Origin of the sequence: Micromonospora sp. WMMD723, assembly GCF_049863385.1 — a bacterium.
Taxonomy (GTDB): domain Bacteria; phylum Actinomycetota; class Actinomycetes; order Mycobacteriales; family Micromonosporaceae; genus Micromonospora; species Micromonospora wenchangensis.
In genome coordinates, this window is sequence record NZ_JBMKNR010000001.1 from 1 (window position 1) to 14,570 (window position 14,570).

The following is a 14,570-nucleotide window of genomic DNA, read 5'->3' on the forward strand; positions in this document are numbered from 1 at the left end:
TCCTGCGGCACCATCACCACCCGGGACCGCAGCGAGTCGAACCGCACCTCATCAAGCGGCACCCCGGACAGCAGCACCCGCCCCTGCGTCGGGTCCATCAGCCGGGTGAGCAGCTTGGCGAAGGTGGTCTTGCCGCTGCCGGTCTCACCGACCACCGCCACCCGGCTCTTCGCCGCGATGTCCAGGGTGACGCCGTGCAGCACCGGCGGCCCACCCGGATAGGCGAACGTCACGTCGGCGAAGCGGATGTCCAGCGGGCCGGCCGGCAGGTCCCGGCCCTGCTCCCCCGGATCGGCGACGTCCGGCGCGATGTCCAGCACGTCGAGCACCCGCCGCCAGCCGGCGATGGCGTTCTGCGCCTCGTTGAGCACCTCGGTGGCGATCTGCACCGGCTGGATGAACAGGGTGACCAGGAACAGGAACGCGGTGAGCTGGCCGACCGACAGCGTCCGGTCCACCCCCAGCGACACCCCGACCACCACCACCCCGGCCAACGCCACCCCGGCCGCCAGCTCCCCCACCGAGCTGCCCATGATGCTGATCCGGATGGCCCGCTGCTGGGCCAACCGCTGCCCCTCGATCGCCGCGTCCAACCGCCGGGCCGTGCGCCCCGAGACGCCGTACGCCCGGATCACCGGCGCGCCCACCACGCTCTCGGCGACCGTGCCGAGCAGCGTGCCCGTCCGCTGCCGGACCACCCCGTACGCCCCGGCCAACCGGCGCTGCAACAACCGGATGATCAGCACCGCCGGCGCGAAGGCGACCAGCACCACCAGCGTCAACTGCCAGGAGTACGCCAGCATCACCGCCGTGGTGACCGCGAGCTGACCCAGGTTGACGACGAGGATGACCCCGCCCCACTGGAGGAACTGGGTGATCTGGTCGACGTCGCTGGTCACCCGGGAGACCAGCGACCCGCGCCGCTCCGACTGCTGGTGCAGCATCGACAGGTCGTGCACGTGCCGGAACGCCCTCGTCCGGACGTTGGCCAGCGCGGTCTCGCTGACGGTGAACAGCCGCCGCATCATCAGGTAACCGCAGACGGTGGTGAGCACCAGCACCGCCGCCGTGGCGGTGACCACCGTGAGAATCACCCCGAGATCCGGGCCGCCGGGGACGGCGATCCCCTGGTCGATGCCGCGCTGCACCGCCACCGGCACGGCCACCCGGCCGACCATGTAGACCAGTGCCAACGCCAACGTGCCGGCCAGCCCGGTACGCAGCTCCGGCGAGAGCGCCAACCCCCGCCGCAACGTCTGCCAGGTCCCCTCGGTCCGCTCGACCGGCTCGTCCCCGCCACCCTCGCCCACCGGTGCCGACCTCTCGCTCGCGGCTGCGGGGCTCCGCTGCGCTGCACTCCTCGCGCTCACCGGTCCACCTCGATCTCCAGGCCCGTCGGCAGCGGGGCGACCTCGTCGTACGTCCGGTTCTCCGCGCGTTCCTGCTCGGCCTGCTCGTAGGCGGTGACCAGGTCGACGTAGCCGGGCACGGTGGCCAGCAGCTCGGCGTGGGTGCCCCGGGCCAGCACCCGGCCCTGCTCCAGGTAGATCACCTCGTCGGCGAGCGCGATGGTGGCCCGCCGGTACGCCACCACCAGGATCGACGCGGCGGCCGGCTGCCCGGGGGCCGGGGCGCGCAGCCCGGCCAGGATGGCGGCCTCGACCCGGGGGTCGACCGCGCTGGTGGCGTCGTCGAGCACCAGCAGCCGGGGCCGGCCGGCCAGGGCGCGGGCCAGGGTGAGCCGCTGCCGCTGCCCCCCGGAGAGCGAGGTGCCCCGCTCACCGACCATGGTGTCCAGCCCGTCGGGGAGGGCGGCGACGAAACCGTCCGCCTCGGCCAGCCGCAGCGCCGCCCAGACGTCCTCGTCGTCGATGCCCGGCCGGTCCAGGCTGATGTTGGCCCGGACGGTGTCGTCGAAGACGAACGGCACCTGGGCGACCAGCGCGGCGGTCGAGGCGAGCGACGCGGCGGTGAGCCGGCGCACGTCCACCCCGTCGAGGGTGACCGTGCCGGCGTCCGGGTCGACCAGCCGGACCGCCAGCGAGGCGATGGTGGACTTGCCGGCACCGGTCGGCCCGACCAGCGCCACCGTCCGCCCGGCGGGCACGGTGAAGGCGACCTCGCCGAGCACCTGGGCCCCGGGCAGGTGCGCCTCGGCGGGCTCGTAGCCGAAGTGGACGCCGTCGAAGGCGAGGGTCGCCGGGCCGGCGTCCTCGTCGAGGGTGACCTCGCCGTAGGGCATCTCGCCGGTGGCGTCGAGCACCCGGCTGACCCGGTCCCACCCGGCCACGCTGCGCGGCAGCTCGGCGAGCACCCAGCCGATCGCCCGCACCGGGAACGCCAGCACGGTGAACAGGAAGGCGACGCTGACCAGTTCGGTGACGGTGATCGCGCCCTGCCGCAGCCGGACCGTGCCGACCACCAGCACGGCCAGGGTGCCGAGGCTGGGCAGCGTCTCCAGCAGCGGGTCGAAGACGCCGCGTAGCCGGCCGACCGCGATCAGCGAGTCCCGCAGCTCCCGGGCCCGGCCGGCGAACCGGGCGGTCTCCTGGGCCTCGCGGCCCATGGTCTTGACCACCAGCGCGCCGTCGAAGCTCTCGTGGGCGATGCCGCTGACCTCGGCCCGCAGCCGCTGGGCGCGGGCCTGGCGGGGGGCCATCCGGCGGGAGTAGACCACGTTGAGTGCGAACAGGGCGGGGAACACGGCCAGCCCGACCAGGGCGAGCGCCCAGTCCGTGACGAACAGCGAGCCGACCGCGCCGACCAGCATCACCAGCGTGCCGACCGCGAACGGCAGCGGCGCGATCGGGTACCAGGCCGCCTCGACGTCGGAGTTGGCGTTGGACAGCAGCGTGCCGGTGGCGTTGCGGTGGTGCCAGGCCAGCGGCAGGTCGAGGTAGCGGCGGGTGACCCGGCGACGGTAGGCGGCCTGGAGGCGGAACTGCATGTAGCCGGCCCCGAGCCGCCGGCCGAAGATGCCGACCACCCGCAGCACGCTGATCCCGAACAGGGCCACGGCGGCCAGGGCCACCGTGCCGGTGCCGACCTCACCGGCCTCGACCGCCGGCACCACCACGTCGCCGACGACCGCGCCGACCACGTACGCGCTGGCGATCACCAACCCGCCGAAGAGCACGCTGCCGGCGACCGCCACCGCGAAGATGCGCGGTTGTTCCCGGATCGCCCGGCCGAGGACCCACAACCCCCGGCGGATCACGTCCCGACTCGTCCCGCTCGCCACGCTCTCCCCCGCCGTAAGCCGCAATTATCTCCCTTATCCTTACCGGTCCCGGCCACCGCCGCCGCCCGGCGACGTATGTCCACCGTCACGTCCCGCCCGCGCCCGTCGCGGCGGGTCTCCGCCGCGCCGATGGCGCCCCGCCGACCTACGATCGCTGCATGCCGCGGTACGCCCGAGCGGAGCGCGAGGCGCTCGCCGACCTGATGCTGGAAGTGGGCCCGGACGCCCCCACGCTGAATGAGGGGTGGACCGCCCGGGACCTCGCCGCCCACCTGGTGGTGCGGGAGCGCCGCCCCGACGCCGCCGGCGGCATCATGCTGCCGCCCCTTCACGGGTACGCCGAGCGGGTGCGGCTGCGGGTCGCCGCCCGCCCCTGGCCGGAACTGGTCGACCAGGTGCGCCGGCCCCCGGTATGGAGCCCGGTCAGCAATCCGCTGACCGACGAGCTGGCCAACACGATGGAGTTCTTCATCCACCACGAGGACGTCCGGCGGGCCCGCCCGGGTTGGCACCCCCGGGACGTCCCGGCGGGGCTGGCCGCCCGGCTGTGGAAGCCGGTGTCCCTGCTGACCCGGACCCGGGCCCGACGCTTCCCGGCGCACCTGCTGGTGCAGGCCCCCGGCCACGGCGAGTTGACCGCCGGCCGGGGCGGTGACCGGGTACGGCTGGTCGGGCCCCCCGGTGAGCTGGTGCTCTTCCTGTCCGGCCGGCAGCGGGTGGCCCGGGTCCAGCTCGACGGCCCACCGGCGCTGACCGAACGGCTGCGGACGGCAGCGCTGGGGTTGTGAGCCCGGTCGCCGGCACCGCCCCCGCGACGCCGCCGCGCGGGCCGGGGTGTCGGCGGGCTCCCCGCTGCGGCGGACACCCTGCGCGGCCGGATGATCACCTGGCGCAGTGAAGGACGTCACTGTTCGCGACAGGGGTGGATTCGGTCACCCCGACTCCTCCGCAACGACTGATGTCGATCTCCTTGCCGTACTCTCCGGCGACGCCGCTCGTGGGGGGCGGCCGACTGGGGACGCCATGCGAAGCTTCGACGTCTCGGCACTGTACGAGCCACCGTTCGTCAGCCGCCGGCACGTCGCCACCGACCGGGTGGCGGCGGAGAGCCTGGAGTGGGCCCGGGGGCAGGGTCTGGTCGGGGTCGGACCGGCGACCTCCCGGCTGCACCGGGCCGGCGCGGCCGAACTGGCCGGACGCGCCTGCCCGCAGGCCCCGGTGACCCGGCTACGACTGCTCACCGACCTGCTCTCCTGGCTGTTCGTGATGGACGACGTCTGCGACGACGACGGCCTGGGCAGCGCGCCGGCCACCCTCGCGCCGACGGTCGCCGCACTGCTGGACGTGCTCGACCGGCCCGGCGGGCCGACCGACGCCGGCGCGGGGACCGGCCGGAGCGGACCAGCCGGCGCAAGGACCGGCCGGAGCGGAACGACCGGGGCCTGGGGCGGGCCGAGCCGGCCGGTCGGCGACGGTGTCCCCCCGGGCGACCGGGACACGCCGGCCGGGGCGCTCGGCGTCGCGCTGGCGGACCTGTGTCGACGGGTGGTCGACCAGCGCCGGCCCACGCTGCTGCTACGCCTGGTGAGCCAGTTGCGGGAGTACCTGCTGGCACTGTTGTGGGAGGCCGCCAACCGGGAGCGCCGCCGGGTCCCCGGGCTGGCCGAATACCGCCAGATGCGCCGGCACACCGGCGGCGTACGCCCCAGCCTCACCCTCACCGACCTGGCGTACGGCCGCCCGCCCGGCCCGGCGCGGCGGGCCGATCCGGCGCTGCTCGCCCTGGACGACCTCGCCGTCGACCTGGTCTGCTGGTGCAACGACCTGTTCTCCTACCGCAAGGAACGGGACGCGGTGGCCGACCCGCACAACCTGGTGACCGTCCTCGCCGTGCAGCACGGGCGGGACGAGGCGGCGGCTTTCCAACTGGCCGCCGGATGGTTCAACGACGGGCTGGCCGGCTACCTGGTGCGGGAGGCGGCCCTGGTCGCGCACGCCGGGCCGACGGTGACGCCCTACCTGGCAGCCCGCCGCGCCTGGCTGCGCGCCACCTACGACTGGTCGAGGCGGGCGGACCGGTACGCCGGGCCGGCCGGCGCGCCCGGCGGGACTCAGCCGCCTCACAGGTTCGAGGGCTAGCCGATGCCCGGGTGCAGGCAATACCCTTCGGTAACCGCAGAGCGACGTGACCCCCGTCACGTCACCCACCCCCGAAGGCGGCAACCTCGATGGCTCTCGATGTCCCATACCGTTCCATCCCCGATATGTTCCGCAAGCGGGTGGCCGCCACCCCCGACCAGCGCGCCTTCGCCCACCCGGCGGCGGACGACTCCGGGCCGGTCTGGTTGACCTGGGCGCAGGTCGGCCGGCGGGCCGACGCGGTCGCCGCCGGCCTGCACGGGCTCGGGGTCGGGCTGGAGGACCCGGTGGCGATCCTGGCCAACACCCGACTGGACTGGATCATCGCCGACTTCGGCATCATGTGCGCGGGCGGCGCGACCACCACCGTCTACCCCACCACCGAGCCGCAGGACGCGACGTACATCATCGCCGACTCCGGCTCCCGGGTGCTGTTCGCCGAGAACCCGGCCCAGGCGGCGAAGGTGTCCGGCGCGCAGCTGCCCGCGCTGACCCACGTGGTGCTCTTCGACGGCACCCCCGACCCGACCGCCGCCGTGCCCCAGCTCACCCTGGCCGAGCTGGAGGAGCAGGGCGCGCGGGCGCTCGCCGCCGACCCCGGCCTGGTGGACCGGCTGATCGCCCCCGTCGGTCCCGAGCACCTGGCCACGCTGATCTACACCTCGGGCACCACCGGCCGGCCGAAGGGGGTCGAGCTGCTGCACGGTGGCTGGTGCTGGGAGGGGGTGGTGCAGGCCGAGACGGGCCTGCTGCGCGACGACGACGTGCAGTACCTGTGGTTGCCGCTGTCGCACTCGTTCGGCAAGACGCTGCTCTGCGGCTCGACGCACGTCGGCCTGCCCACCTACGTCGACGGCCGGGTGGACAAGCTCGTCGAGCTGCTCGGGGTGATCCGGCCGACGCTGATGTGCGGGGCGCCCCGGGTCTACGAGAAGGTCTACAACAAGGCGGTCACCACCGCGCAGGACGCCGGGGGCGCCAAGGCGAAGATCTTCGCCTGGGGGGTCGAGGTCGGTAAGCGGAAGGTCGCCCTGGAGCAGGCCGGCCGACCGGTGCCGGGCATGCTGAAGGCCAAGTACGCGGTGGCCGAGAAGCTCGTGTTCAGCAAGCTCCAGGCCCGCCTCGGCGGCCGGATCCGGGTGCTCGTCTCGGGCGCGGCCCCGCTGAGCGCCGAGATCGCCACCTTCTTCGCCGCGGCCAACCTGCCGATCTCCGAGGGGTACGGCCTGACCGAGACCAGCGCCGGCAACTTCGTCAACCCGCCCGACGGGCTGCGGATCGGCACTGTCGGCCGGGCGATGGGCGACCTGGAGTGCCGGATCGACACCGACGGGGAGATCCTGGTACGCGGCCGGCCGGTGATGCGCGGCTACCACAACCTGCCCGAGGAGACGGCCGCCGCGTTCACCGAGGACGGCTTCTTCCGGACCGGTGACATCGGCAGCCTCGACGACGACGGCTACCTGCGCATCACCGACCGCAAGAAGGACCTGGTCAAGACCTCCGGCGGCAAGTACGTCGCGCCGTCGCACATCGAGGGCATGTTCAAGGCCATCTGCCCGTACACCTCGCAGGCGATCGTCATCGGCCAGGCCCGCAACTACTGCACCATGCTGGTCAGTCTGGACCCGGACGCGATCCGGGGCTGGGCGGCGGGTGGCCCGTTGGAGGGGCGTGACTACGCCGAGATCGTCGCCTCGCCCGAGGCCCACGCGATGGTCGAGGAGCACGTCGCCCAGCTCAACACCAGGCTCAACCGCTGGGAGACGATCAAGAAGGTGACGGTCCTGCCCCGCGACCTGACCATCGAGGACGGCGAGATGACCCCGTCGCTGAAGATCAAGCGGCGCGGTGTGGAGAGCAACTTCGCCGCCGAGATCGACCGGATGTACGAGGGCAGCCTGGCCGAGATCTGATCCCCGCCGACCGGCCGGCGTCCGTGTCCTCCCGTCCCGGGACACGGCCGCCGGCCGGTCACAGGTGCTCGTGACGCCACCGGCTCTGTGCCTCCTCGACGGCCTCCTCCTGCGCCAGGGCCAGCCGGCGCACCTGCCGCCGACGGCCGCCCTGGCTGCGGGTCTGCACCGCGGCCAACGCCACGCAGACCAGCGCCAGCAGGGCCAGCGCCCCCACCTCGGGCACCCGGGCCCCGGCCGGGGCGAGCGCCGCCAGCGCCAGCACCGCCAGCACCGGCGGCCAGCGCAGCACCCGGGTCGCCCGCAGCTCGCAGGCCACGAGGCTGAGCAGGTAGAGGCCCACCCCGCCCCAGAGCACCAGCACCCAGAAGCCCCCCAGCGGCACCCCCCAGGTCGGGGTGTCCGGGTCGGCCACCTCGGCCAGCAGGTCCTTGAGGCCGAGGGCGAAGAAGATCACCCCGGCGATGATCGGCAGGTGCAGGTAGGTGTAGGCGTCGCGGGCCAGCCGGGCCCTGCCCACCGGATCGCGGCTGCCGTGCAACGCCTGTTCCAGGGCGAGCGCCAGGGTGTCGAAGTAGGCCCACCACAGCACCGACGCGACGGCGATGCCGAACACCGCGGCGATCACCACCGGCCAGGTCAGCGGCAGGCCGGTGACGAACTTCGGGCCGACGCCGAGCGCGATGATCGACTCGCCGAGCGCGATCAGCACCATCAGGGCGTGCCGTTCGGCCCAGTGCCCGGCGGAGAGCACCGCCCAGTAGGTCCCGCCGAGGCGGATCCCGGCCACGTACTCCAGCAGCAGGGCCAGCGTCCAGAGGGTGAGTTGCAGGACGGTCGCGGTGCCGTCGGCGGCGACCCGGTGGGGCAGCAGAGCGGAGGCGACCAGCAGCGCCGTGGCGGCCACCGGCAGCAGCGCGAGCCGGGTCCACTGCCGCCACCGGGCCGGGTCGTCCCGGGCCAGCACGCCGAAGACGGCCAGTTGGCAGGCCCGGACGAGGAAGTAGCAGCCGGCGAAGACCAGTGGGCCGTTCAGCCCGCCCGGCTCGTCGACGAACGCCCCCGGCATGCTCAGCGCCAGCAGGAAGGTGGCGGTGACGGTGAGGAAGCCGAGCAGTGGCAGCGGCCCCTGGTCGGCGCGGACCGCGTTGCCCAGACCCGCGAAACCGGTCCAGCACCACCACAGCAGGCCCAGCACCAGCAGGCAGCGCAGCAGGTTGGCCCCGGTGGGCTCCTGCGAGGTCAGCGCGGTGACGGTGAAGAACGCGAAGACGAAGACCAGGTCGTAGAAGAGTTCCAGCCGGGTGGTCCGGGAGCCGGGCGCACCGGGCCGGATCCCGTGCCACCGTCCCGGGCCACCCACACCGGCAGTCTCCCAGCCGGGGCCGCCCGGTCAGGCCGGTTCGCCCCGACCGGCGACGCGGCCGTCCGACGGCGACGCGTCGCCCGTGCGGCGCAGGCCCGGTCGGGACCGTCCTGGCCGGGTCAGGCGATGACTGCTGGTTCCCGCCAGCGCGGGCGACCCGCGCCCCGGTCGAGGTCGTAGCGGATCGCGGCCAGCCGGCCGACCGCCTCCACCAGGTCGGCGACGGGCAGCGTGAACGGCAGCCGGAGGAACCGCTCCAGGGTGCCGTCCAGGCCGAAGCGGGGACCGGGCGCCAGCCGTACGCCGACCTCCTCGGCCGCGCGGGCCAGCGCGCTGGAGATCGGGCCGTCCAGCTCGACCCAGAGCGTGACGCCGCCCCGGGGGACGTCGAAACGCCAGTCCGGCAGCCGTTCGGCGAGCACGGCGAGCAGCGCGTCGCGCTGGGTGACCAGTTGTGCCCGGCGGGCCGCGACGATGGCCGGGGCCTGGGCGAGCAGGTGCACCGCCACCAGTTGGTCGAGCACCGGGCTGGCCATGTCCACCCCGACCCGGGCGGCGGCGAGCCGCTGCACCTGCGGGGCGGAGGCGCGGACCCAGCCGATCCGCAGGCCGCCCCAGTACGGCTTGCTCATCCCGCCGATGGAGATCACCCGGGAGTGCCTGTCGAACACGGCCATCGGTGGGGGCAGCGGCGTGCCGTCCAGCGGCAGGTCCACGAAGGACTCGTCGACGACCAGGTCGGTGCCGGCGGCGTGGGCGGTGGCGACCAGCCGCTCCCGCAGCTCGGCGGCCATCAGGTGCCCGGTCGGGTTGTGGAACTCGGGGATCAGGTAGGCCAGTTTCGGCCGGGTCTGCCGGACGCTGCCCAGCAGCAGGTCGGCGTCCCACCCGATCCCGTCGACGGCGAGGCCGTGGGTGGTGATCCGGGCCCGCCGGGCGGCCAGCGCGGCGAGCGCGTTCGGATAGGTGGGCGACTCGACCAGGACGTTCCCGCCGGGCACCAGGGCCAGCCGCAGCACCAGGTCCAACGCGTGCTGGGTGCCGCTGGTCACCATGATCTGCTCGGCGCTGGTCGGCAGCCCCCGCTCGGTGTACGCCCGGGCGACCGCCTCGCGCAGCTCGATGATGCCGGTCGGGTGGTAGCCCGCGCCGGACAGGTACCGGGGCAGGTCCTCCACCGCGGCCCGGGCGGCCGGGACCAGTTCGGGCGGCGCGGCCAGCGCGGCCACCCCGAGGTCGATCATGTCGCGGTCGTCCAGCGGGGTCCACAGGCCGGTGCTGGCGACCCGGTGGGTGCCGGGGAGCATGGTCCAGCTTCCCGCGCCGCGCCGGCTGGCCAGGTGGCCGGTCTCCCGCAACTGCCGGTACGCGGCGGTGACCGTGGTACGGCTGATCCGCAGCGCCTCGGCCAACTCCCGTTCGGCCGGCAGGCGTACCCCCAGGGGGAGCCGGCCGTCGGCGAGCAGGCCCCGGACGGCGGCGGCGAGCGCGGCGTAGTCGGGGCTGCGGCGGCGACCGGGCAGGGCGTGCCACTGCCCGAGCAACCGCGCCAATTGGACCCCTCGCACCTGGCTGGTCACGGCCACCCCTTCGGAATTGGCTCTTCAGTGGGCGATATTGGACCCTAGGGTGGCATGCATGGCTCCGATTGGCAATCTCCGGCACCGACCCGGCCGCCGGCTCACCCAGCTCTACGCCGGGCTGGTCCTCTACGGGGTCAGCATGGCCATGATGATCCGTTCCGGGCTCGGACTGGACCCGTGGGACGTCTTCCACCAGGGGCTGTCCCGGCAGACCGGCCTGTCGTTCGGCACCGTGACCATCGCGGTCGGCGCGGTGGTGCTGCTGCTCTGGATCCCGCTGCGGCAACGCCCAGGGCTCGGCACGGTGAGCAACGTGCTGGTGATCGGGTTGGTGGTGGACGCCACGGTGGCCCTGCTGCCGGCCGGGTGGCCGCTGCCCGCCCGGATCGCCCTGCTGATCGGCGGCATCGTCGCCAACGGCGCCGCCACCGGCCTCTATCTCGGCGCGCGGCTCGGCCCCGGCCCCCGCGACGGCCTGATGACCGGGTACGTCGCCCGCCGGCCGGGCCGCTCGGTCCGGCTCGTCCGCACCGTGATCGAGGTCACCGTGCTGGCCCTGGGCTGGCTGCTCGGCGGCACGGTCGGCGTGGGCACCGTCGCGTACGCGCTCGGCATCGGCCCGCTGGCCCAGTTCTTCATCCCCCGCTTCGCCCTGGCCGACCCGCCGGCGACGGCCCCCGGCACCCCGCGATCCGGTGCCCCGGCACCGGTTCCCACCCCGCCGTGCGGCGCTGCGTCCGCACCTGGGCACGCTGAGCTGCGCTGACAGGACAGGGGGAAAGTAGGTGTTTCCTCAACGGACACCTACGGGCATCATTCGTGCATGGGGGAGAACGCGTGGCGCTGGACGGACGCCTGGATCTTCGTGTCACTGGTGATCGCCAGCGGGGCCGGACGGCACCGGCGCGCGGCGGATTCCCGCCGCCCGGAGGGGGTGCGGCTCACCGACGTGCTGTCCACCGCCGACCACCTCAACCAGGCGATACCCGAACGACAGGACGTGGAGACAGCGGTCCGGCGGCTGGTCGGCGCGGGGCTGGTCACCGTCTCCGACGGCTGGTTCCGGATCACCCCGGACGGTGAGCAGCTCTGGCGTACCCGGCCCCGGGCCGGGGTGGGGGGCACGGTCGACAGCATGCAGGGGGTGCTCGTCCGACGGCACGCCCCGGGCAGCGCGGACTGGCAACTGGCCGAGGAGGAGCACGCCGCCGCCGTCCAGGAGTACGTGGTGCGCTCGATCCCGGCCCCCCGCCGCTCACCCGAGGGGCAGAGCGGGCGCTGAGCCGGCCTGCACCGGTGCCGAACCGTCCACCCGGGCGCGGGTCACCCTCCACGGGGTGGCCCGCCCGGGGCTGGGTCAGCGGACGGGGTGGCCCGCGTCGCGCAGGGCGTCCTTGACCTCGCCGACGGTCAGCTCGCCGAAGTGGAAGACGCTGGCGGCCAGCACCGCGTCGGCCCCCGCCCCGATCGCGGGCGGGAAGTGCGCCACCCGGCCGGCGCCGCCGCTGGCGATCACCGGCACGTCGACCACCGCCCGGACCGCCTCGATCAGGGTGAGGTCGAAGCCGGCCTTGGTGCCGTCGGCGTCCATCGAGTTGAGCAGGATCTCCCCCGCGCCCAGCTCGGCCACGCGCGCCGCCCACTCGACCGCGTCGAGCCCGGTGCCCCGGCGGCCCCCGTGGGTGGTCACCTCGAAACCGCTGGGGGTGGTGCCGGCGGGCGCCCGCCTCACGTCCAGCGAGAGCACCAGCACCTGCCGGCCGAACCGGTCGGCGATCTCGGCGATCAGCTCGGGGCGGGCGATGGCGGCGGTGTTCACCCCCACCTTGTCGGCCCCGGCGCGCAGCAGGGTGTCCACGTCGGCGACCTGGCGTACCCCACCGCCGACGGTGAGCGGGATGAACACCGACTCGGCGGTGCGGCGTACCACGTCGAGCATGGTGCCCCGGTCGCTGGAGGAGGCGGTGACGTCCAGGAAGGTCAACTCGTCCGCGCCGGCCCGGTCGTACGCCGCCGCCAGCTCCACCGGGTCACCGGCGTCGCGCAGGTCGAGGAAGTTGACCCCCTTGACCACCCGACCGGCGTCCACGTCCAGACACGGGATCACCCGCACCGCCACCGTCATGCCCCGAGCCTATCCAACGCCCCCGCCCCACCGTCCTGCCCCGCCCACCGCGCCGGCCCGCGCCCCCGCCACCGCGCCGGTGATCAAGAGGTTCGCGTCAGTTCGATCTCGAAGCGTGACGCAAACCTCTTGATCACCACGGCCAGGGGGCGGGGCGGGGGCGGGGGCAGCGGGGGGTTAGAGGCGGACGAGCATTTTGCCGAGGTTTTCGCCGCGCAGCAGGCCGAGGAACGCGTCGGGGGCGTTCTCGATGCCGTCGACGATCGTCTCGTCGTAGGAGAGCTTCCCCTCGCGCAGCCAGCCGGCGACCTCGGTGACGAACTGCTCGCGCAGGCCGCCGTGGTCGCCGACCAGGAAGCCACGCAGGGTGAGCCGCTTGCCGATGACCAGCGCCAGGTTGCGCGGCGCGGCCGGCGGCTCGGCCGCGTTGTACTGCGCGATCATCCCGCAGATGGCGGCCCGGCCGTGCAGGTTCATCGCCCCGATCGCCGCCTCCAGGTGCTCGCCGCCCACGTTGTCGAAGTAGACGTCGATCCCGTCCGGGGCGGCGGCCTTCAGCGCGTCGCGGACCGGACCGTCGTGGTAGTCGAAGGCGGCGTCGAAGCCGAGTTCCGTCAACCGGGCCACCTTGGCCGGCGAGCCGGCGCTGCCGACCACCCGGCCTGCCCCCTTGAGCTTGGCGATCTGGCCGACCATGCTGCCCACCGCGCCGGCCGCGCCGGAGACGAACACGGTCTCCCCCGGTCGCATCGCCGCCACGTCGAGCAGCCCGGCGTACGCGGTCAACCCGGTCATCCCGAGCACGCTCAGGTAGGCGGTGACCGGGGCGAGGTCGGGGTCGACCCGGCGGGCGGAGCCGGCGTCGAGCAGCGCGTACTCCCGCCAGCCGAGCCCGTGCAGCACGGTGTCGCCGACGCTGATCCCGTCGCCGCCGCCGGCCACCACCTCGCCCACCGCGCCACCGTCGAGCGGCGCGTCGAGGGCGAACGGCGGCACGTAGGACTTCACGTCGTTCATCCGACCCCGCATGTACGGGTCGACCGAGATGAACTGGTTGCGGACCACGATCTGCCCCGGCCCCGGGGTGGGCACCCCGGTCTCGACGAGGCGGAAGTTGTCGGCGGTCGGCCAGCCCTGCGGGCGGGAGGCCAGGTGGATCTCACGGTTGCTGGTCATACGGTGTCGTCCTCTCGTACGCGATGGTGATGGCCCGGTGCGGCGGTCAGGCCGCGGCGGCCTCGCGCACGGTGAGGGTCACCTCGATGTTGCCCCGGGTGGCGTTGGAGTAGGGGCAGACCTCGTGGGCGGCCTCGACGAGCTGCTGGGCGGCGGCGCGCTCGACGGCCGGCAGGTCCACCACCAGGGTGACGGCCAGACCGAAGCCGCCGCTGCCGTTCGCGCCGATGCCGACCTCGGCCTCGACGACCGAGCCGGTGACGTCGGCCTTGCTGCGGCGGGCCACCGTGCGCAGCGCGGAGTGGAAGCAGGCCGCGTAGCCGGCGGCGAAGAGCTGCTCGGGGTTGGCCGCGCCGCCCGCGCCGCCCATCTCCTTCGGGATGGCCAGGTCCAGCTCGACGATGCCGTCGGAGGTGCGGACGTGGCCGTTACGCCCGTCGCCGGTGGCCGTCGCGGAGGCGGTGTAGAGCACCTGCATGGGAATCACTGCTCCTTCTGTCGGTGGATCGTCTCGGTGACCCGGGTGAGGGTGTCGCGCAACGCGACCAGCTCGGTCTCGTCGAGGCCGGTGGAACAGGCCACCCGCAGCGGCACGTCGGTCATCCGCCGGCGCAGGGCCGCGCCGTCGGCGGTCAGCCCCACCTCCACCCGCCGCTCGTCGAGCGCGGAGCGGGTGCGGACCACCAGGCCTGCCGCCGCCAGCCGCTTGAGCAGCGGGGAGAGGGTGCCGGAGTCGAGCCGGAGCGCGGCGCCCAGCTCGGAGACCGTGGGCGGGTCGTCGCCGCGCTCCCAGAGCACCAGCAGCACCAGGTACTGCGGGTAGGTGAGCCCGAACTCGTCGAGGAGGGGCCGGTACACGTCGGTGAGCGCCCGGGAGGCCGCATAGAGCGCGAAGCAGACCTGATCGCGCAACACCAGATGGTCACTCACCCGGCAAAGGTAGCCCGCAATTCAATTGCGCACAACTTATCTGGGCCGGGAGTGACCGCCGTCTCCCGACCCGGCCGACCGGGCGGACCGGATC

At 74.1% G+C, this 14,570-nt stretch carries 13 protein-coding genes; 5 read left to right on the forward strand and 8 right to left on the reverse strand.

What is annotated here, in order from left to right:
- Both ACN261_RS00005 and ACN261_RS00010 read right to left on the reverse strand, forming a co-directional pair.
- Positions 1–1,310: ABC transporter ATP-binding protein (locus tag ACN261_RS00005; RefSeq protein ID WP_425853535.1), on the reverse strand; the 1,310-nt coding region annotated here is incomplete at its 3' end.
- 56 nt (positions 1,311–1,366) lie between these two features.
- Entirely contained in the window at positions 1,367–3,241 is a 1,875-nt protein-coding gene (locus tag ACN261_RS00010; RefSeq protein WP_425847687.1) for an ABC transporter ATP-binding protein, read from the reverse strand.
- Between the two features lie 158 nt (positions 3,242–3,399).
- Here ACN261_RS00010 and ACN261_RS00015 point away from each other — a divergent pair, with 158 nt between their 5' ends.
- The 3 genes from ACN261_RS00015 to ACN261_RS00025 all read left to right on the forward strand — a co-directional run bounded on the left by ACN261_RS00015 (position 3,400) and on the right by ACN261_RS00025 (position 7,296).
- Entirely contained in the window at positions 3,400–4,029 is a 630-nt protein-coding gene (locus ACN261_RS00015; RefSeq protein WP_421483426.1) for a TIGR03085 family metal-binding protein, read from the forward strand.
- A 235-nt stretch (positions 4,030–4,264) separates the two neighbouring features.
- The gene (locus tag ACN261_RS00020) at positions 4,265–5,380 is read left to right on the forward strand and encodes a terpene synthase family protein (RefSeq protein ID WP_421483427.1); all 1,116 of its coding nucleotides are present in this window, start codon (positions 4,265–4,267) and stop codon (positions 5,378–5,380) included.
- A gap of 89 nt (positions 5,381–5,469) precedes the next feature.
- A complete protein-coding gene (locus ACN261_RS00025; protein WP_425847690.1) occupies positions 5,470–7,296 on the forward strand; it encodes an AMP-dependent synthetase/ligase in 1,827 nt (608 codons plus the stop codon).
- Between the two features lie 58 nt (positions 7,297–7,354).
- Here ACN261_RS00025 and ACN261_RS00030 read toward each other — a convergent pair whose 3' ends face one another.
- Both ACN261_RS00030 and ACN261_RS00035 read right to left on the reverse strand, forming a co-directional pair.
- On the reverse strand, positions 7,355–8,659 hold the full coding sequence (locus tag ACN261_RS00030; protein ID WP_425847693.1) for a low temperature requirement protein A: 1,305 nt from the start codon (positions 8,657–8,659) through the stop codon (positions 7,355–7,357).
- Positions 8,660–8,781: 122 nt separating this feature from the next.
- A complete protein-coding gene (locus ACN261_RS00035; protein ID WP_088643138.1) occupies positions 8,782–10,242 on the reverse strand; it encodes a PLP-dependent aminotransferase family protein in 1,461 nt (486 codons plus the stop codon).
- 58 nt (positions 10,243–10,300) lie between these two features.
- Between ACN261_RS00035 and ACN261_RS00040 the strand changes: the two genes are divergently transcribed.
- Both ACN261_RS00040 and ACN261_RS00045 read left to right on the forward strand, forming a co-directional pair.
- On the forward strand, positions 10,301–11,011 hold the full coding sequence (locus ACN261_RS00040; RefSeq protein ID WP_421483431.1) for a YczE/YyaS/YitT family protein: 711 nt from the start codon (positions 10,301–10,303) through the stop codon (positions 11,009–11,011).
- Positions 11,012–11,068: 57 nt separating this feature from the next.
- Complete coding sequence (locus ACN261_RS00045) at positions 11,069–11,527, forward strand: hypothetical protein (protein WP_145920959.1); 459 nt, start codon at positions 11,069–11,071, stop codon at positions 11,525–11,527.
- A 75-nt stretch (positions 11,528–11,602) separates the two neighbouring features.
- Here ACN261_RS00045 and hisF read toward each other — a convergent pair whose 3' ends face one another.
- The 4 genes from hisF to ACN261_RS00065 form a co-directional block, all read right to left on the reverse strand.
- The gene (hisF, locus tag ACN261_RS00050; RefSeq protein ID WP_204927735.1) at positions 11,603–12,370 is read right to left on the reverse strand and encodes an imidazole glycerol phosphate synthase subunit HisF; all 768 of its coding nucleotides are present in this window, start codon (positions 12,368–12,370) and stop codon (positions 11,603–11,605) included.
- A gap of 177 nt (positions 12,371–12,547) precedes the next feature.
- Positions 12,548–13,546 (reverse strand): NADP-dependent oxidoreductase, encoded by a 999-nt coding sequence (locus ACN261_RS00055; RefSeq protein ID WP_357931189.1) that lies wholly within the window; start codon positions 13,544–13,546, stop codon positions 12,548–12,550.
- Between the two features lie 46 nt (positions 13,547–13,592).
- A complete protein-coding gene (locus ACN261_RS00060; RefSeq protein WP_421483432.1) occupies positions 13,593–14,024 on the reverse strand; it encodes an organic hydroperoxide resistance protein in 432 nt (143 codons plus the stop codon).
- Between the two features lie 5 nt (positions 14,025–14,029).
- Positions 14,030–14,476, reverse strand: a complete 447-nt coding sequence (locus ACN261_RS00065) for a MarR family winged helix-turn-helix transcriptional regulator (protein WP_421483433.1) — start codon at positions 14,474–14,476, stop codon at positions 14,030–14,032.
- Positions 14,477–14,570: the final 94 nt, after the last annotated feature.

Excerpts from the sequence above, each read along its gene's own strand:
- ACN261_RS00015 (WP_421483426.1), top strand. The coding sequence starts at position 3,400 with ATGCCGCGGTACGCCCGAGCGGAGCGCGAGGCGCTCGCCGACCTGATG.
- ACN261_RS00020 (WP_421483427.1), top strand. The coding sequence starts at position 4,265 with ATGCGAAGCTTCGACGTCTCGGCACTGTACGAGCCACCGTTCGTCAGC.
- ACN261_RS00025 (WP_425847690.1), top strand. The coding sequence starts at position 5,470 with ATGGCTCTCGATGTCCCATACCGTTCCATCCCCGATATGTTCCGCAAG.
- ACN261_RS00040 (WP_421483431.1), top strand. The coding sequence starts at position 10,301 with ATGGCTCCGATTGGCAATCTCCGGCACCGACCCGGCCGCCGGCTCACC.
- ACN261_RS00045 (WP_145920959.1), top strand. The coding sequence starts at position 11,069 with ATGGGGGAGAACGCGTGGCGCTGGACGGACGCCTGGATCTTCGTGTCA.
- hisF (WP_204927735.1), bottom strand. The coding sequence starts at position 12,370 with ATGACGGTGGCGGTGCGGGTGATCCCGTGTCTGGACGTGGACGCCGGT.
- ACN261_RS00055 (WP_357931189.1), bottom strand. The coding sequence starts at position 13,546 with ATGACCAGCAACCGTGAGATCCACCTGGCCTCCCGCCCGCAGGGCTGG.
- ACN261_RS00060 (WP_421483432.1), bottom strand. The coding sequence starts at position 14,024 with ATGCAGGTGCTCTACACCGCCTCCGCGACGGCCACCGGCGACGGGCGT.